This window comes from Arthrobacter sp. RAF14 (assembly GCF_052114185.1).
Classification (GTDB): domain Bacteria; phylum Actinomycetota; class Actinomycetes; order Actinomycetales; family Micrococcaceae; genus Arthrobacter_E.
On record NZ_JBFREG010000001.1, the window covers coordinates 336,424 to 353,424 of the forward strand.

13 protein-coding genes and 2 tRNA genes are annotated in these 17,001 nt (G+C 67.8%); 12 read left to right on the top strand and 3 right to left on the bottom strand.

Features of this window, described 5'->3' with window-relative positions:
* Position 1 precedes the first annotated feature (1 nt).
* On the bottom strand, positions 2 to 655 hold the full coding sequence (locus AB4Y75_RS01615; protein WP_441434173.1) for a Tat pathway signal protein: 654 nt from the start codon (positions 653 to 655) through the stop codon (positions 2 to 4).
* 260 nt (positions 656 to 915) lie between these two features.
* Here AB4Y75_RS01615 and AB4Y75_RS01620 point away from each other — a divergent pair, with 260 nt between their 5' ends.
* Together AB4Y75_RS01620 and AB4Y75_RS01625 are read left to right on the top strand one after the other, a co-directional pair.
* Positions 916 to 2,469 carry a sensor histidine kinase gene (locus AB4Y75_RS01620; protein ID WP_441434174.1) on the top strand — a complete coding sequence of 518 codons (1,554 nt, stop codon included), beginning with the start codon at positions 916 to 918 and terminating at the stop codon, positions 2,467 to 2,469.
* Positions 2,466 to 3,140 carry a response regulator gene (locus AB4Y75_RS01625; protein ID WP_441434175.1) on the top strand — a complete coding sequence of 225 codons (675 nt, stop codon included), beginning with the start codon at positions 2,466 to 2,468 and terminating at the stop codon, positions 3,138 to 3,140. Before AB4Y75_RS01620 ends, AB4Y75_RS01625 begins: the two co-directional genes overlap by 4 nt.
* Here the strand turns inward: AB4Y75_RS01625 and AB4Y75_RS01630 are convergent.
* A complete protein-coding gene (locus AB4Y75_RS01630; protein WP_441434176.1) occupies positions 3,103 to 3,576 on the bottom strand; it encodes a GNAT family N-acetyltransferase in 474 nt (157 codons plus the stop codon). The two genes, AB4Y75_RS01625 and AB4Y75_RS01630, sit on opposite strands and share 38 nt — an antisense overlap.
* Before the next feature lie 116 nt (positions 3,577 to 3,692).
* On the opposite strand from AB4Y75_RS01630, the gene AB4Y75_RS01635 reads away from it, so the two are divergent.
* From AB4Y75_RS01635 to AB4Y75_RS01660, 6 genes are all read left to right on the top strand, one after another.
* Positions 3,693 to 4,349, top strand: coding sequence for an MOSC domain-containing protein (locus AB4Y75_RS01635; RefSeq protein ID WP_441434177.1), 657 nt, complete (start codon positions 3,693 to 3,695; stop codon positions 4,347 to 4,349).
* A 499-nt stretch (positions 4,350 to 4,848) separates the two neighbouring features.
* Positions 4,849 to 7,104 carry a DEAD/DEAH box helicase gene (locus AB4Y75_RS01640; protein ID WP_441434178.1) on the top strand — a complete coding sequence of 752 codons (2,256 nt, stop codon included), beginning with the start codon at positions 4,849 to 4,851 and terminating at the stop codon, positions 7,102 to 7,104.
* A gap of 89 nt (positions 7,105 to 7,193) precedes the next feature.
* A complete protein-coding gene (locus AB4Y75_RS01645) occupies positions 7,194 to 7,493 on the top strand; it encodes a LysM peptidoglycan-binding domain-containing protein (protein WP_441434179.1) in 300 nt (99 codons plus the stop codon).
* Positions 7,494 to 7,613: 120 nt separating this feature from the next.
* A tRNA-Thr gene (locus AB4Y75_RS01650) sits at positions 7,614 to 7,685 on the top strand.
* A gap of 63 nt (positions 7,686 to 7,748) precedes the next feature.
* Positions 7,749 to 7,822: transfer RNA gene (locus AB4Y75_RS01655), tRNA-Met, on the top strand.
* A 342-nt stretch (positions 7,823 to 8,164) separates the two neighbouring features.
* The gene (locus AB4Y75_RS01660; protein WP_441434180.1) at positions 8,165 to 8,974 is read left to right on the top strand and encodes a hypothetical protein; all 810 of its coding nucleotides are present in this window, start codon (positions 8,165 to 8,167) and stop codon (positions 8,972 to 8,974) included.
* Between the two features lie 74 nt (positions 8,975 to 9,048).
* On the opposite strand, the gene AB4Y75_RS01665 is transcribed toward AB4Y75_RS01660, so the two are convergent.
* Positions 9,049 to 11,013 carry a DUF5107 domain-containing protein gene (locus AB4Y75_RS01665; RefSeq protein ID WP_441434181.1) on the bottom strand — a complete coding sequence of 655 codons (1,965 nt, stop codon included), beginning with the start codon at positions 11,011 to 11,013 and terminating at the stop codon, positions 9,049 to 9,051.
* A 371-nt stretch (positions 11,014 to 11,384) separates the two neighbouring features.
* Between AB4Y75_RS01665 and AB4Y75_RS01670 the strand changes: the two genes are divergently transcribed.
* From AB4Y75_RS01670 to AB4Y75_RS01685, 4 genes are all read left to right on the top strand, one after another.
* A complete protein-coding gene (locus tag AB4Y75_RS01670; protein ID WP_441434182.1) occupies positions 11,385 to 13,013 on the top strand; it encodes an ABC transporter substrate-binding protein in 1,629 nt (542 codons plus the stop codon).
* A 131-nt stretch (positions 13,014 to 13,144) separates the two neighbouring features.
* Entirely contained in the window at positions 13,145 to 14,230 is a 1,086-nt protein-coding gene (locus AB4Y75_RS01675; protein ID WP_441434183.1) for an ABC transporter permease, read from the top strand.
* On the top strand, positions 14,230 to 15,282 hold the full coding sequence (locus tag AB4Y75_RS01680; RefSeq protein WP_441434184.1) for an ABC transporter permease: 1,053 nt from the start codon (positions 14,230 to 14,232) through the stop codon (positions 15,280 to 15,282). Before AB4Y75_RS01675 ends, AB4Y75_RS01680 begins: the two co-directional genes overlap by 1 nt.
* A complete protein-coding gene (locus AB4Y75_RS01685) occupies positions 15,279 to 16,997 on the top strand; it encodes an ABC transporter ATP-binding protein (RefSeq protein WP_441434185.1) in 1,719 nt (572 codons plus the stop codon). Before AB4Y75_RS01680 ends, AB4Y75_RS01685 begins: the two co-directional genes overlap by 4 nt.
* The last annotated feature ends 4 nt before the right edge of the window (positions 16,998 to 17,001 follow it).

Below are 17,001 nucleotides of genomic sequence, written 5' to 3' on the forward strand. Positions count from 1 at the left end.
CTCAGCCTCCGTAGCTCTTGCCGCCGGAGCTCTTGCCGAAGCCGCCCCGCGTGGTGGTGCTCTTGCTGAAGCTGCCGCCGCTGGAGGAGAACCCCTTCGCCGCGGTGGACCCCTTGGGCAGGGTGGACGTGCCACCCGAGTAGCTCTTCACCGAGGAGCCGATCGCCGGGATCCTGCTGCCGCGGGGGAAGAAGTACCAGCCGTAGTGGGAGTTGCTCCGTCCGGCCGTGCTGCTGGCTCCGGAGTCCTCGCACTTCTCGTCATCCACGCGCTGCTGGGTGGATTCGTCCGTGCAGACCTGGGCGTAGTCGTCATCGTCGTTCTGGCTGGCCACCACGGCCGTGATGGTTCCCGCGAGGAGCGCGGTCACGCCGAGGGAGATGACGACGGTGCGGCGCCGCTTCCGCTTGGTGTTGCGGCGTTCGGTCGCCTCGGCTTCGAGGGCGAACGGGTCCACGGTGGGAGCGGGGCTGCCGCCGTACCCGCCCTGGGGGGTGCCGTGGGCCTCGGCGCCGGCGCCGTAGGGCGGAAGGCCGGGCGCGGGTGCTCCCGACGCCGCGAGGTGCTCCTGCAGCGGAGGCTGCGGGGGCTGCCAGGGCGGGGTGGGGGAGGCGCCGTCTTTGCGCCGTCCCGCTCCGCTGTCCGCCGGGGGCATGCCAGAGCCTCCTCCCTGCGGAGGCTGCTCCGCTCCGGACGGTGTTTCGTTGTGGGCCATGGGCCTGTCCTCCCCGCGAGTGCTTCCGTGACCTGTCCGGCCGGGTGCCCTCAGGCCGCGGCTCGTCAGGCACGGTGTGACCGATCACGCTCAGTGTACTGAGACGGGGAAGGGCTGTGTGCCGGATGACATGGGGAGGACTGCCCATGGACGTTCGCGCCTCAGATCCTGCACGGCTCGCGGCCTGCGAGACTGAAGGCATGACGCAGACGCAGAACTGGGCTCTCAGTCGCTCCTGGGCCCGGAAACTGTTCGGGGTGCAGCGCCCGGGGCTGGGGCTGGTCCTGGCCATCGTGCTTCCCGCCGCGCTGGAAGCGGTGGTGGCCGCGACCGGGTTCCGGGACTTCCCTCTGGTCATGCTGCTGCACCTGGCGGTCGCCGTGCTGGTGGCGGCTCTCGGCGGGCTCTGGCCGGCGGTGCTGGCGTCCGTGGTCGCGACACTGCTGCTCAATCTGTTCTCCACCCAGCCCATCGGGTCTTTCCACATGGTGGATCCGAAGGCCGCCGCGACCGTGGTGATCTTCCTGGTGGTGGCGTGCTCCATGGCGCTCGCGGTCGGATTGGCGGGACGGCGCGCCATCCAGGCCGAACAGGCCCGGGACGAGGCCTCCCTTCTCAACGGCCTGGCCCTGCGGATCCTCGGCTCGGACGACTCCCTGGAATCCTTCCTGCACCGGCTGAGCGAGACGCTCGACGGACGTCCGGTCTCCTTGCTCTCGGTGGAGGACGACGGCGCGTGGCCGCACGGCGCGCAGGTGGAGCGCCTGCTGGCCAGCACCTCGCCCGAGGCGCCGGTGCGTTCGGCGGCCGCGGAGGCCGCCGTCGCTGTCGGAGATCAATACCGCCTGCTGGTGGGCGGCGCCGAACTGGACGCCCGGCAGCAGCATCTCCTGGGGGCGTTCGTCGCCCTGGTGGTGGCGGTGCGTGAGCGGCAGGAACTGGTGGTGAGCCAGCGGGAGAACGCGAAGCTCAGCGAGGGCAATGTCATGAGGACGGCCATTCTCCAGGCCGTTTCCCATGATCTGCGCACCCCGATCGCGGGCATCAAACTCAATGTGGCCACCTTGCGCCAGCCGGGGGTGGAGTTCAGCGCGGACGAACGCGCGGAGCTGCTCGCCTCGGTGGAGGATTACACGGATCGGCTCTCCTCCCTGGTGGCGAATCTGCTCGACATGTCCCGTCTCATGGGGGACTCCGCGGCGCCGCTGCTTCAGCCGGTGCGCTGGAATCAGGTGATGGGGTCCGCGCTGCAGGGTGTGCCCGCCGGTCTGGTGAGCCTGGATGTGGACGGCCGCCTGCCGGTGGAAGCGGACCCGGGGATGCTGGAGCGGGTGGTGGCGAACGTGGTGGAGAACGCGGTGCGGCACGCGCGCGGCTCCCGGATCGCGTTGTCGGTCCGGGAAGGTGAAGGGGTGGTGCTGTGCGGACGGCCCGCCGCGGAACTGCGCCTGGCGGATCACGGCCCGGGGATGGATCTGGAACGCCAGGAGGAGCTGTTCCGTCCGTTCCAGAGCCTGCACGACTCCTCGCAGGGTGGTGTCCGCGGCGTCGGCCTGGGGCTCGCGGTGGCCCGGGGGTTCAGCCAGGCGATGGGCGGGCGGCTGCACGCGGACGAGACGCCCGGCGGAGGCGTGACGATGGTGCTGACCCTGCCGCTCTCCGCAGGACCGGGCGCAGGATCGGGCGCAGAGCGGGGGCCGGGCGCAGGGCCGGGCCGGGACTCAGCGGAGCCGGGCAATGAGGTGGCGGGATGACCAAGATCCTGGTGGTGGAGGACGAATCGGGGATCGCCCGCGCCCTCCAGCTGAACTTCAAGGCCCACGGGTATCAGCCTCTGCTGGCGCCGAACGCCGCCGTCGCCCGTCGGCTGGCCGCGGACGAACAGCCCGAGGTGGTCATCCTGGACCTGGGGCTGCCGGATGAGGACGGGGTGGATTTCATCCGGTGGCTGCGGCAGTGGAGCCTGGTGCCGGTGATCGTGCTGTCCGCGCGGCACGGGTCGCAGGACAAGGTGGCCGCGCTGGACGCGGGGGCCGATGACTATGTGACCAAGCCCTTCGGCATCGAGGAGCTCATGGCGAGGCTGAGGGCGGCGACCCGGCGGTCCGCCGTCGCGCAGGAGGTGCCGCAGGTCCAGGGCGCGGACTTCACGGTGGATCTGGCCGCGCGGAAGGTCACCCGGGAGGGCGCCGAGATCCGGCTGACCCCCACGGAGTGGAGCATCCTGGAGATCCTCGTGAGGAACCAGGGCCGGCTGGTCAGCCAGCAGCAGTTGCTCCTGCAGGTGTGGGGCCCCGCCTACGCCAAGGAGACGCAGTATCTCCGGGTGTATCTGAACCAGCTGCGCCGGAAACTGGAGAAGGATCCCGCCACGCCCCGCCATCTCATCACCGAAGCGGGGATGGGTTACCGCTTCGAGCCGTGAGGTTCTGGCCCTGAGAGCCGGGGAGCGGCTTCACCATGAAGAGGGCGGGGTCCGCGAGCGGTTCGAAACCGTACTGCTCGTACAGTCCGTGAGCATCCGCGGTCGCGAGGAGCACCCGGCGCAGGCCGAGCGGTTCCAGATCGGCCATCACCCCGGCGATGAGCCCCTTGCCCACCCCATGACCCCGGGCGGCCGGGTCGACGAAGACGTCGCAGAGCCAGGCGAAGGTGACCGCGTCGGTGACGATCCGGGCGTAGGCCACCTGCCGCCCGGTGGACCGTTCGAAGACCCCGTAGTTCCGGGAGGAGTCCATGGCTGAATCCTGCGTCTGCCGGGGCCGGCCTTCGGCCCAGTAGGACTGCTCGCTGAGCCAGCGGTGCACCTGCCCGCGGTCCATGTCCTCGAGACGGGCGGAGAAACGGTAGGCGGAATCCATGGGCTCACGGTAGCCCGGCGGCCGCCGCTCCGGCGAGTCGAACGGCCCAGGCTCCGGAACCTGGAGCGCGGGAAGACGGGGCTTCTGGAAACACGCGGCTTTAGTAGGCTGGTCGCATGCATCCGGGAACCGTACTGGCCGTCTGCCGAGTCCACGAGCTCCGTCCTGACCTGGAGGGCCGGGTGGGCGTCACCGCCATCGACAAGCGCCCCGTCGAGGGCCCTGTCACTGTGCACCGGCTGGGCCTCCACGGGGATGTCCAGGCCGATCGCGCGAATCACGGAGGCTTCGACCAGGCCGTCTACGCCTACTCGCAGGAGGAGGCGGACTACTGGGCCGCTGAACTGGGGCGGGACATCCCCGCCGGGTATTTCGGGGAGAACCTGCGCCTGGCAGGGATCGGCACCACGCAGGCCGTGATCGGTGAACGCTGGCGGATCGGGACCGACGTCGAACTCGAAGTGACGTCGCCGCGCGTCCCCTGCGCCACCTTCCAGCGCCGCGTGGAGGAAGCGGCCTGGGTCCGCCGATTCACGCAAGCGGGCCGCGTGGGCTGCTACCTGAGGGTCATCAAGACCGGCGACATCCGTAAGGGCGACCATGTCCACCGGGTGTACGTGCCGGAGCACGGGGTGACGGTGGGGCAGTGGTTCAGCGGGCCGACCCTGGAGATCGTGGACGCCCTGCGGGACGCGGAGGCCGACGGTCACATCGTGCTCCAGGACGAGTATCACGAGAAGTTCGCCAAGCTGGAGAAGCGTCTGGGCCGCTGAGGCACCCTCTTCCGCCTCACGTTGTGTGCTCAGTAGTTGCGGGTGTTTCGGCTCGGAACCCGCAACTACTGAGCACGTAACAGGTGGGAGCCCGAGGACGACGACGGCGCCGCCACCGCTCTGTGGCCAAGCTAACACCGGCGGCGGTCGCCGGAGTGTGGCGTCCCGCCGTGCGCGTCCCGTATGATGGAGACATCCCCCAATCCGGTTTTCCATATATCCTGCCCAATTTTTGAGGCAGGACTGGTTGAACAAGGGGTCCGCAGGGTGTGCGGGCATATTTCATGGAACGGCCGGCTGAGCACGTAGATGCTCGGAAGAAAGCACTGCGCAGAACTCGCTGAGAGAGCGACAGGGATGCAGTGGGATGCCTGGCCATGGGATTGCAAGAGCGCTGGGTTTCCGAGCATCGGGTCAACCGGCTCCGATGCCCGTAATGTGCGGCCGCCCGATACTTCAGAGTGCGCCCGCCGGCTGGAATGAATGAGGTTCCTCCCCCGTGCCCGAAAACAACCTGACTGAAAACACTCCGACTGAGAACACCTCCGTCGAGACCGTCGAGACTGAGACCGTCCAGGCCCCCGAAGAGCAGAACACCGCGGCCCCGGCTGCGGACTCCGCGCCCGTTGAGGCCGACAACGACTCCGCCCAGGACGCCGACGATGACGGTGCCATCAAGTTCACCGACCTCGGCATCGACGGCCGCGTGCTGGCCGCCCTGAAGGATGTCGGCTACGAGAAGCCGTCTCCCATCCAGGCCGCCACCATCCCGCTCCTGCTGGAAGGCCGCGACGTCGTGGGCCTGGCCCAGACCGGCACCGGCAAGACCGCCGCGTTCGCCATCCCGGCCCTGTCCCGCATGGCCGAGCTGCACGACACCAACGGCCCGTCCCGCAAGACCCAGGCCCTGGTCCTGGCCCCCACCCGCGAGCTCGCGCTCCAGGTGGCCGAGGCCTTCACCTCCTACGCCAAGCACATCGACGACTTCACCGTCCTTCCCGTCTACGGCGGTTCGGCATACGGCCCTCAGCTGGCCGGCCTGCGCCGTGGCGCACAGGTGGTCGTGGGCACTCCCGGTCGTGTGATCGACCACCTCGAGAAGGGTTCCCTGGACCTCTCCGAGCTGCAGTACCTCGTGCTGGACGAGGCTGACGAGATGCTGCGCATGGGCTTCGCCGAAGACGTGGAGAAGATCTTCCAGGAGACCCCGGAAGACCGCCAGGTCGCCCTGTTCTCCGCCACCATGCCCGGCCAGATCCGCCGCATGTCCAAGCAGTACCTGAACAACCCGGAAGAGATCTCGGTCAAGTCCAAGACCACCACCGGGGCGAACATCCGTCAGCGCTACGTGCAGGTCATGGGCCCGCACAAGCTCGACGCCATGACCCGCATCCTCGAGGTCGAGGACTTCGACGGCGTGATCGTGTTCGTGCGCACCAAGATGGCCACCGAGGACCTGGCTGACAAGCTCAAGGCCCGCGGTTTCCAGGCTGCCGCCATCAACGGCGACATCGCCCAGGCCCAGCGTGAGCGGACCGTGGAGGCTCTGCGTGACGGCCGGATCGACATCCTGGTCGCCACCGACGTCGCCGCCCGAGGCCTCGACGTCGAGCGCATCAGCCACGTCGTCAACTTCGACATCCCGCACGACACCGAGAGCTACGTGCACCGCATCGGCCGCACCGGCCGTGCGGGTCGCAAGGGTGACGCGATCCTGTTCATGACCCCGCGCGAGAAGTACCTGCTGCGCGCCATCGAGCGTGCCACCAAGCAGCCCGTGGAGCACATGCACCTGCCCACCGCGGAGACCGTGAACAGCCTGCGCATGAGCAAGTTCGCGGACCAGATCACCGAGACCATCGAGTCCGAAGACCTGACCGCGTTCCGCGACCTCATCGCCTCCTACGAAGAGGAGCACAAGGTCCCCGCCGCGGAGATCGCCGCGGCTCTGGCCGTGATGGCCCAGGGTGGCAAGCCGCTCCTGGTGGAAGAGCTTCCCGCGACCCCCGAGTTCCAGAAGCGTGACCGGAACAAGGACGGCTTCAACTCCCGTGGCCCGTCCCGCTCCGTCACCGAGGGCAACGCCACCTACCGCATCGCGGTGGGCCGTCGCCAGCGCGTGCTCCCCGGCTCGATCGTGGGCGCCATTGCCAACGAAGGCGGCCTGAGCTCCTCCCAGATCGGCGGCATCGACATCCGCAGCGACCACACCCTCGTGGAGCTGCCGGCCGAGCTGACCAAGGATCAGTGGGCGGCTCTGTCCCGCACCCGGATCGGCGGCGAGCTGATCCAGCTCGAGCTGGACAACGGCCGTCGTCCCAACCGCGAGCGTAATGACCGTGGCGGCGATCGCGGTGGCGACCGTGGCTTCGGCGGCGGACGCGGCGGCAACTTCAAGGGCAACGGCGGGTTCAAGCGCGAATTCCGCAAGTCCGATGAAGGCGGCTTCAACCGTGACCGTGGCGATCGCGGAGACCGCGCCCCCGGCGGTGGCTTCAACCGTGACCGTGGCGCAGACCGTGGGGAGCGCACCAGCGCCGACCGCGGTGGACGTTCCTACTCCGAGCGCAACGAGCGCAGCTATGATCGGGACAGTGGTTCCCGCGGTGGATACGGGGAACGGCCGCGCACTGGCGGCTACGGTGAGCGCTCCGGCGGCAACAGCGGCTTCGGCGGCGACCGTGGCAACAGCAGCTTCGGTCAGCGCAAACCGCGCCACGGCAAGGGCGATTTCGGCGGACGGAACAAGTGGTAAAAGACTTCTCTGAAGAGGCGTTCACCCCTGGGGTGGGCGCCTCTTCGGCGCATTCAGGGCATTCTCCGGCGCACCGTGAGGACGCCCCGGTGGACGCGGTGCCGACGCCGGAGGGCGACGGCTCGTATGCCGGTCCGCATGACGGCGAGCACGTCGCCGGGGCGGACGACGCCGGCCCCGCCGACGAGGTGCCGGAGGAGACCGCGGTGCTGGGCGCCGTCGTCGTGCCGGAGAGACCTCGTGAGGTGACCGTGGAGGAGGGGGAGACCCTCGACTCGATCGCGGACCGCTGGGGCGTGGATGCGGGGGAGCTCGCGGCGTTCAATGCCTGGCTGGTTCCCAACCCGCGGTCGCTGTTCCCGGGGCAGATCCTGAGGCTCCCCGCCTGAGTCGAAACGGAGCCGCAAAGGGCCGATGAGCTGGGTCGATGTGATCTGCGTCAAAGACGGGGTGCGGGTGCGCCCTCGATTTGGCGCGCGGCCCCGGATCCGGTAAAGTATTTCTTCGTTGCCCCCTTAGCTCAGTGGTAGAGCGCGTTCTTGGTAAGAACGAGGTCGCCGGATCGATTCCGGCAGGGGGCTCTGGATGAGTGGCCTGTGTCAAGGCGGTGATTGACCGGCTTGACATGGGCTTTACTCATCCGTGGCGGCGTAGCTCAGCTGGTTAGAGCGCACGACTCATAATCGTGAGGTCCCGGGATCGAGTCCCGGCGCCGCTACCGAGAAAGGCCCCCGGAATCACGCCGATCATCGCGAGATTCCGGGGGTTTTCGCGTATCCGGAGGGCCCTCCCGTCGCATCTCACTTGTGTCTATTTATCGCCACTTATGCCACTTTCTCGGATCTCAAAGTGAACGAAAACGGAACGGCACAGGCAGGGATTCACCTGAGATCCAGCGCGGCCCGGAGTCGTCGGGTCGTGGAGCCGACGATCGGTAAACTCTGCGCCGAGTCTCGCAATGATTCAGACACATGTTCCTTCCGAGAGAGACGCTCGATACGATCCAAATGGCCCGCCTGTACCTGCGGGCTTCGCTCGAGATTCACCTAGGGGATCATCAATGTCACAGCCCATCTATCAGGCATCGCCGTACCCGCCTCAACCGGAGCCCAAGCGGGGCAATGGATTCGGGGTCACCGCGCTCGTTCTTGGCATCGTCGCCGTGGTCGCTTCGATCATTCCGTTGCTGGGGACGGTCGCATTCGTTCTTGGCCCTTTGGCGATTCTGTTCGGTCTCTTGGGAATCTTTCTCCGGAAAGGGACTCCGCGAGGCACCTCGATCACGGGAATCGTGCTCGGTGCCGTCTCCGTGGTGGTGGCCATCATCGTCACGGTCATCACCGCCGCATTCGTGGGCGCCGTCGATGACGCCATGAAGAAATCGGAACCTCACATCAGCAACCCCGCCCCCGCAGTGGAGTCATCGGCTCCTGGTGCGGCCCCCGAGTCTGCTCCGGCTGACCGATCGGTCGCTCTCGGAGGGACTGTGACTTACGACAATGGCGTTTCGGTCACCGTGAAGTCGCTCGGCCTCAAGCAGGTAGGGCAGTACGCCGCAGGGGCGATCGAAGGGCAGGCTGCAGTGTTTGAGCTGACGGTCAAGAACGGGGGGAAAGAAGAGCTCAACGCGTCATTGATGTCGTTTCCTGACGTGACGTATGGTCCTCAGAACCTCAAGGCGAAGTCCGTCATCGACAGTGAGAATGGCCTTGGGATCGACTCTTTGAGCACGGTTCTCCCGGGAGAGATGCAGACGGTGAAATTTGCTGTGGCGATTCCGAAGGCCTCGGCTGGAACCGTGCGCGTCGAAGTCAATGGACCGAACGCCTTCTTCGACAAGCCGGCCATCTTCAAAGGCGCTGTGAAATAGGCGTCTCATCTTCACGATGCGAAAAGAGGTCCTCGGGATTGATCCTGGGGACCTCTTTTCGCTCTGCCTTGAGGTCAGCTCATCGTGAAGTCGTACCGCACGGGCAGGGGCTCTCCGGGGACGGCCGCCTCCCAGAGTTCGCGGAGCACGTTCGCACCCTCCCGCAGGTCCGGCACCTCGATGCCCGCCTTCAGCAGCTCGGCCACCTCATCCGTCCGTCCCAGGGCATGGAGCGCCCGGGCTTTGAGCAGGAGCAACCGACCGTGGAAGAACTCCGTGGCGTTCCCGAACGACACTCCGGACAGCAGCGCGAGCCCTTCCTCCGGCTGCCCGGCCGCCAGAATCGCCTCCAGTGCTTCGGCGAGCAGCCGGCGGTCGTCCGGAGCCAGGGCGCACGCGGTGCGGTACCGGGCCACGGCCTCACGGGCGGCTTCGCTGGCGGCCTCCGCGCCGGCGCCCCCGACGGCGGTCTGCCCGCCCCAGGCCAGCAGACCCAGGCCGCGCTGCGCCAGGGCGGTCTCGCCGGTGCTCAGCCCCTCGCCTCCCAGCGCCTCCAAATACAGCGCCCGGGCATCCACGTGCCTGCCCTCGCCGTGAGCCAGGAATGCCCTGTGCAGCACAGCTGAGCTATTTCCTTCCACGCTGGCCAGCCGCTCGTCCCACAGGGGCCCGGCGGGCTGCGTCCGGGCGCCCTCGAAGGTGCCGTCACGCAGCAGAGCGAGCCACGGCTCCTGCTCGGGACCAAGCGACGACTCGGGGAAGGGCGTGCTTGCCGGGAAGGCACCCAGCCCGGCCCGGTCGCGCGCCACGGCTTCCAGTGCGCCCCAGCCATTGCCCCGCCCGAGGATCTCGTCCACCGGCAGGTCCATCCGGGCCTCCGCGGCCTGGTGGGCCTCCTCCAGGGCGTCCCGGCCCAGCAGCGCATCCACCCGCTCACCGCAGTGCGCCTGGGCAGCGGCCCAGTCTTCCGCGTGCGCCAGCTCGGGCGAGACGGCCGCGTTGCCGTAGGCCTCCGTCCAGCTCCAGGAGGCGCCGGCAGACAGGGGCAGGTGCTGGAACTGGGTCTGCGCCAGGCCGGCCTGGATCTCCGCATACTCGCCGCCGTCCGGGGTCAGCCAGCGCTGCCAGTGGCGGCCGCCTTCGCCCGTGCCCCAGACGAAGAGCTTGCGACCCCGCAACCGGTCAGTGGAGAGCATGACAAGCCCGTCGCCGTCGTCGTCCGCGTTGAGCACCCACTTCCGAGCCGATGCGGGGACGTCGAAGAAGAAGTCGTTCGCATGCGGATTCCTGGCCGGCCAGGTGCAGTCGCGGCCCTCGTAGTGGCTGGGGTCCACCACGGTGATGCTCGAATAGTCGCTTGAATACGCCGTGGCGGCCGGAGCGATGACCCTGCTGCCCTCGGTCTGGGGCACGGCGGCGTTGGACCACCAGTACAGGGGCACGTCGTGGTCCTGGGTGTTGCTGATCCGGACGGAGACGAACAGCACGGGGGAGTCCTCCGGCAGCCAGGCGTCCACCTGGAACACCACGCCCCGCAGCCGCTCGTACTCCCAGAACCGCAGCACGTCCTGGCCGTCCGGCCCGCGCACGATCCCGTGATGGAGCGGAGCGCAGGTGGTGGGGGAATGCCCGCGCGTTCCGATGTTCCACTCGATCCCGCCCGCGAACCACGCATTCCGCAGTGCGAAGTTGGCCAGTTGCAGGGTGCCGGGAGTATGGAGCAGCTGCTTGCCGCTCCTTTTGTCGAACAGTTCCCAGAGCCGCCCGCCCCAGTCCGGGAGGAACACCGCGCGGAGCCGCTCGTTCTCCAGCACGACCGTCGTGACCTCCCGCTCCTCGAGCGACCGGCCGTAACCGTCCTGCGCGGTGTAGGGGTGGAGGCTCGGCGGGTATCCGTAGGAGATGTCGCCCAGCCCTGCCGCCGCACCTGCCGCGGGGTCATAGGGTGTCTCGGGCAGCGGCCCCAGAAGGGGGAGGGTCCCGTCCGGGCCCAGCGTGGCGGTTCTGAGAGCGCGTGAGGAGACGGTGATGCTGGTCATGGGAACTCCCGGAGACGACGACGGCGGTGGGCTGGAGCGCGCAGCCTGTGCCGTATGCGCACTCACTGTTGATTTTCGGCGGGCGCCCGTGACCGGTCCATGGATGTGCGACCAATCGGTCAGCAATGAACAGAGCTGTCGATCCGGTTCGGCTCCCCGCTCGGGCCCTCCGGCATGCAGCGGAAGGCCCGTTCCGCCGTCGTCGGGCCAGGTCTCACTCGCATCACACTTTGGTAAACAGGTGTTGTGTGCTGCGCATCACATTCGCTAGTGTTGCGTCTGGCCTGAACTGGCAACACTTCTTTCAGATGTGGCCCGGGCCGGCGGGCGCGTGTTCCCACGCGCTGGAAGACTGACAAGGAAGTTCTCCGATGGCAACGAACAAGATCGCTCTGCGCAGTGTTATCGCACTGGCAGGGGTTTCCGCCCTGGCGCTGACGGCCTGCACCGGCCCGTCCGGCGGGGCGACCTCCACCGGGGGCAGTGGTGGGAGCACCATCGCCTACGGCACCACCGACAAAGTCACCGCACTGGATCCGGCCGGCTCCTACGACAACGGCTCCTTCATGCTGATGAACCAGGTGTTCCCGTTCCTGATGAACTCCAAGCCCGGCAGCGCCGAGCCCCAGCCTGACATCGCCGAGTCGGCCGAGTTCACCAGCCCCACCCAGTTCACCGTGAAGCTCAAGTCCGGCCTCAAGTGGGCGAACGGACACACCTTGGACTCCAAGGACGTGAAGTTCAGCTTCGACCGCCAGATCAAGATCAATGACCCCAACGGCCCCGCCAGCCTGCTCGGGAACATCGCGTCGATCGCGGCGCCGGACGCCACCACCGTGGTGTTCACCCTCAAGCAGGCCAACGACCAGACCTTCGCGCAGATCCTGTCCAGCCCGGCCGGCCCGATCGTCGACGACGAGGTCTTCCCTGCGGACAAGCTCCTCTCCGATGAGGACATCGTCAAGGGCAAGCCCTTCGCCGGCCAGTACGTGATCGATTCGTACAACAAGAACACCCTGGTCAGCTTCAAACCCTACGCCGACTACAAGGGTCTGCTCGGCGCCCCCGCCAACAGCGGCGCCACGGTCAAGTACTACACGGACCAGAGCAACATGAAGCTCGAAATCCAGCAGGGCGCCATCGACGTGGCCAACCGCAGCCTCAGCGCCACGGACATCGATGACCTCAAGAAGGACTCCAAGCTCAAGGTCCACGTGGGCCCGGGCGGCGAGATGCGCTACGTGGTCTTCAACTTCGACACCATGCCGTTCGGAGCCAAGGCTCAGGGCGCCGACCCGAAGAAGGCCCAGGCCGTGCGCCAGGCCGTCGCCAACCTGGTGGACCGCCAGGCGATCGCGGACCAGGTCTACAAGGGCACCTACCTCCCGCTCTTCTCGAACGTCCCCAGCGGTTTCCTCGGCGCCAACACCTCCTTCAAGGACCTGTACGGCACGGACGGCAAGCCGGACGCGGAGAAGGCCAAGAAGGCACTGGCCGACGCGGGCGTGGCCACTCCGGTCGACCTCAAGCTCGAATACAACCCGGACCACTACGGCAAGTCCTCCGGCGACGAGTACGCCATGGTCAAGGACCAGCTGGAGAAGTCGGGCCTGTTCAAGGTGGACCTGCAGTCCGCCGAGTGGGTCACCTACAACAAGGCCTCCAAGGCCGACGCGTACCCGGTCTACCAGCTCGGCTGGTTCCCGGACTTCTCCGACCCGGACAACTACCTGACCCCGTTCTTCCCCAAGGGCGGCTTCATGAACAACCACTACTCGAACCCCGAGGTGGACAAGCTGATCTCGAAGCAGGTCACGGAGAAGGACAAGACCCAGCGTGAGAAGGACGTCCAGGACGTCCAGAAGCTGCTGGCGCAGGACATCTCCACCCTGCCGCTCCTCCAGGGCGCTCAGGTGGCCGTTTCCGGAGTGAACGTCAAGGGTGTGGACAGCACGCTGGACGCCTCCTTCAAGTTCCGGCTCGGCAGCGTTTCCAAGTAACACCACGGCAGGGGGCCGGGAAGCTTCATTCCCGGCCCCCTGCCGTTTCGGCTGTCAGCCTCTGACCGCCGCCCGGTGGCCGGGGCCTCTGTCCCCGGCACGGTCACGCACATCTCGACGCAAGGTTCCCCATGTCTTCCATCATCGAAGCTGAGTCGCCCGAGGCGCTCAGCCCCGCTGTCTCCCCCCGGAGCAGCGGCGGAGTGGGCCGGTACATCCTGGTCCGCTTCCTGCTCATCTTCCCCACGATCTTCATCCTGGTCACCCTGGTCTTCTTCCTCATGAGGGTCACCGGCGACCCCATCACCGCGGCGCTCGGCGGACGCCTGCCGCAGGACCAGCTGGACGCCAGGATCCACGAGGCCGGCTACGACCGGCCCATCCTCGTCCAGTACTTCGAGTACCTGGGCCAGATCGCCACCGGCAACTTCGGGACCACCATCTCGGACCGCCGTCCCGTGGCCGAGATGCTCGCCACCTTCGGCACCGCCACCCTCGAACTGACCCTCAACGCCCTCGTGGTGGCCCTCCTGATCGGCATTCCGCTGGGCATGATCGCCGCCCACAAGCGGGACAAGGTGCCGGACGCGGTCCTGCGCTTCTTCGCCATCCTGGGCTACGCCACCCCCGTGTTCTTCGCGGGTCTGCTGCTCAAGCTCACCTTCTCCGTGGCGCTGGGCTGGCTGCCGGTCTCCGGCCGTGCCTCCACCACCACGGAACTGGCCATGAGTCAGCTTGCCGCGCCCACGGGCATCTACTGGCTGGACGCCTTGCGCAGCGGAAACCTCGACGCCTTCGGTGACGTGCTCAAACACGCGATCCTGCCGGCCATCGCGCTCGGCCTGCTGACGGCGGGCATCTTCCTGCGCCTGGTGCGCACCAACCTGATCGGGACCCTCGGCAAGGACTACGTGGAGGCCGGGCGTTCACGCGGTGTGAGCGAGTACCGCCTGGTCACCAAGCACGCCTACAAGCCCGCGCTGATCCCGATCATCACAGTCATGGGCCTCCAGATCGCCATGATGCTGGGCGGCGCCGTCCTGACGGAGACCACCTTCGAATGGAAGGGTCTGGGTTACCAGCTGGCCCAGTACCTCACGGCCCGTGACTTCGTGGCCGTGCAGGGCATCGTCATGCTGCTCGCCGTGATCGTGGCCGTGACCAACTTCGTGGTGGACATCGTGGCCGCCATCATCGACCCCCGGGTGAGGTACTGATGTCTGAAACACCGACGACGCCGGCCCCCGCGCCGCAGCTTCCTCAGCGCGGCTCCTGGCTGGGCCGCCTTCCCGTGATCTCCCATCTGCGCCAGAGCGTCGGCTTGCAGCGCGGCATGCTCGTGCTGGGCACCGTCCTGACGGTGCTCTTCGTCCTGGTCGCCCTGCTGGCGCCGGTGATCGCGCCCTACGGCTACTCGCAGATCTCCGATGCGGACGGGACGTTCCCGGCGCAGGCCGCCCCAGGTGGCAAGCACCTCTGGGGCACCACCGTCGGCGGCTACGACGTGTTCTCCCGCGCGGTCTGGGGGTCTCAGACCGCCGTGATCGTGATCCTCGTGTCCGTGGCGCTGTCCCTGGTCCTCGGCGTGCTGCTCGGCCTGCTCAGCGGCTACCTGGGCGGCTGGGTGGACCGGATCCTGGTGGTCATCGCGGACGCGATCTACGCCTTCCCGTCCCTGCTGCTGGCGATCGTCATGTCGATCGTGATCAGCCACGGGCAGTCGAGTTTCTGGGGCGGTGTGCTGGCCTGCGCGTTCTCGATCACCGTGGTGTTCGTGCCGCAGTACTTCCGCGTGATCCGCGCCGAGACCATCCGTCTGAAGGCCGAGCCGTTCGTGGAGTCCGCCAAGGTGGTGGGCGCGTCGCCGTGGCGCATCATGGGCCGGCACATCTTCAAGAACGCCACCCGCACCCTGCCGCTCATCTTCACGCTGAACTCCTCCGAAGCGATTCTGACGCTGGCCGGTCTGGGCTTCCTGGGCTTCGGCATCGAACCGACGTCCGCGGCCGAGTGGGGCTTCGACCTCAACAAGGCCATGTCCGATGCTTCGTCCGGCATCTGGTGGACCGGTGTGTTCCCTGGCGCCGCCATCGTGCTCACCGTCCTGGGCCTCACGCTCATGGGTGAGAGCATGAACGATCTGAACGACCCGCGACTGCGCGGACGCCGCAGGGCGGGCCGCACGGGCAAGTCCCGCGGCGCCGTCGTCGGCTCCGGCCAGGGCGCCCCGAGCGCACCCGGTTCCCACGGAAAGGAAGCCACCGCATGAGCGCGGCAGCACATCGCGGGGCATCCGGCCCCGCGCGGCAGGACAGCGGAACCGCGGTCCTGGACATCGAGCACCTGAACGTCACCTTCGCCACCGACGGTGGGGATGTCCACGCCGTCAAGGACGTGAGCCTCGAGGTGCGGCCGGGCGAAGTCCTGGCGATCGTGGGCGAATCCGGCTCCGGCAAGACCGTGACGGCGCGGACCATCCTGGGTCTGCTCCCCGAGACGGCCATCAGCCAGGGAGCCGTGCTCATCAACGGCCGTGACGTGATCAGCGTCAGCCCGGCGGAGCTGCGGAGGATCCGCGGGCGTGACGTGGCGATGGTGTTCCAGGAGCCCTCCACGGCCCTGAACCCGGTCTTCACCATCGGCTGGCAGATCGCCGAGGGCATCCGGGCCCATGCCCGCGACGGGCAGAAGGTCTCGGCCAAGGAGGCCAAGGCCCGCGCCGTCGAAGCCCTGCGCAAGGTCGGCATCCCCGAACCCGAGGTCCGGGTGGACTACTACCCCCACCAGCTCTCCGGCGGCCAGAAGCAGCGCGTGGTCATCGCCGCGGCGCTCGCACTGGACCCGGGGCTGATCGTGGCGGATGAGCCGACCACCGCCCTCGACGTGACCGTCCAGGCCGAGATCCTGGAGCTCCTGCGGGAACTCCGGGACGACTACGGCACCTCGATCGTCCTCATCACGCACAACATGGGCGTGGTGGCGGACCTGGCCGACCGTGTGGTGGTCATGTACCGCGGCGACGTCGTGGAGGAAGCGCCCGTGCGGGCCCTCTTCGCCGAGCCGAAACAGGACTACACCAAGGACCTCCTGGCCGCGGTGCCCCACCTGGGGCGGAACTCCGCCTCGGAGGGCGCCACGGGCCGTCTGCATCAGGACGGCAAGGTCCTCGTGGAGGCGAAGGGCCTGAGCATCGAATTCCCGGGCCGCTTCGGCCGTGCCGGGTTCAAAGCCGTGGATGACGTCAGCTTCACCATCCGGGAGCGGGAGGTCTTCGGCCTGGTGGGGGAGTCCGGTTCGGGCAAGTCCACGATCGGCCGGGCCATCGCAGGCCTGAACCGGGTCACCGGCGGGAGCCTGACCGTGTTCGGGCAGGAGATGCTGGGGTTCCGTGAGAAGAACTTCAAGCCGCTCCGCAAGGACATCGGGTTCGTCTTCCAGGACCCGGCGGCATCGTTCAATCCGCACCTGACCATCGGTGAGTGCATCGCGGAGCCGCTGATCATCCACCGGAAGCCGAGCGCCGCTGAGGCGCGCAAGCGCGTCGGTGAGCTGCTCGAATCGGTGCAGCTGCCCGCGTCGTACGCGGCGCGGTATCCGCACGAGCTCTCGGGCGGTCAGCGTCAGAGGGCCTCGCTGGCCCGGTCGCTGGCGCTTAACCCGCCGCTCGTGATCGCGGACGAGCCCACCTCCGCCCTGGACGTGTCCGTGCAGGCCAAGGTCCTCGAGCTGTTCCGGGACATCCAGGAGGAGTACGGCTTCGCGGCGCTCTTCATCAGCCACGACCTGGCCGTGGTGGACATGCTCTCCCACTGGGTGGGCGTGCTGCTCAAGGGCCGGCTCGTGGAACAGGGCATCGGCAGTCAGATCATGGGGCATCCGAGCCAGGAGTACACCAAGCGGCTCATCGCCTCGCTGCCCGTCCCGGATCCGGACGAGCAGGCCGCCCGGCGCATGGCCTACCGGGCGGGCCTGAAAGAGGGCTGAGTCG

What these genes read in the sequence shown, in the direction of transcription:
- AB4Y75_RS01615 (WP_441434173.1), bottom strand. Translation starts at nt 655, where the DNA reads ATGCCCCCGGCGGACAGCGGAGCGGGACGGCGCAAAGACGGCGCCTCC.
- AB4Y75_RS01620 (WP_441434174.1), top strand. Translation starts at nt 916, where the DNA reads ATGACGCAGACGCAGAACTGGGCTCTCAGTCGCTCCTGGGCCCGGAAA.
- AB4Y75_RS01625 (WP_441434175.1), top strand. Translation starts at nt 2,466, where the DNA reads ATGACCAAGATCCTGGTGGTGGAGGACGAATCGGGGATCGCCCGCGCC.
- AB4Y75_RS01630 (WP_441434176.1), bottom strand. Translation starts at nt 3,576, where the DNA reads ATGGATTCCGCCTACCGTTTCTCCGCCCGTCTCGAGGACATGGACCGC.
- AB4Y75_RS01635 (WP_441434177.1), top strand. Translation starts at nt 3,693, where the DNA reads ATGCATCCGGGAACCGTACTGGCCGTCTGCCGAGTCCACGAGCTCCGT.
- AB4Y75_RS01660 (WP_441434180.1), top strand. Translation starts at nt 8,165, where the DNA reads ATGTCACAGCCCATCTATCAGGCATCGCCGTACCCGCCTCAACCGGAG.
- AB4Y75_RS01665 (WP_441434181.1), bottom strand. Translation starts at nt 11,013, where the DNA reads ATGACCAGCATCACCGTCTCCTCACGCGCTCTCAGAACCGCCACGCTG.
- AB4Y75_RS01670 (WP_441434182.1), top strand. Translation starts at nt 11,385, where the DNA reads ATGGCAACGAACAAGATCGCTCTGCGCAGTGTTATCGCACTGGCAGGG.
- AB4Y75_RS01675 (WP_441434183.1), top strand. Translation starts at nt 13,145, where the DNA reads ATGTCTTCCATCATCGAAGCTGAGTCGCCCGAGGCGCTCAGCCCCGCT.
- AB4Y75_RS01680 (WP_441434184.1), top strand. Translation starts at nt 14,230, where the DNA reads ATGTCTGAAACACCGACGACGCCGGCCCCCGCGCCGCAGCTTCCTCAG.
- AB4Y75_RS01685 (WP_441434185.1), top strand. Translation starts at nt 15,279, where the DNA reads ATGAGCGCGGCAGCACATCGCGGGGCATCCGGCCCCGCGCGGCAGGAC.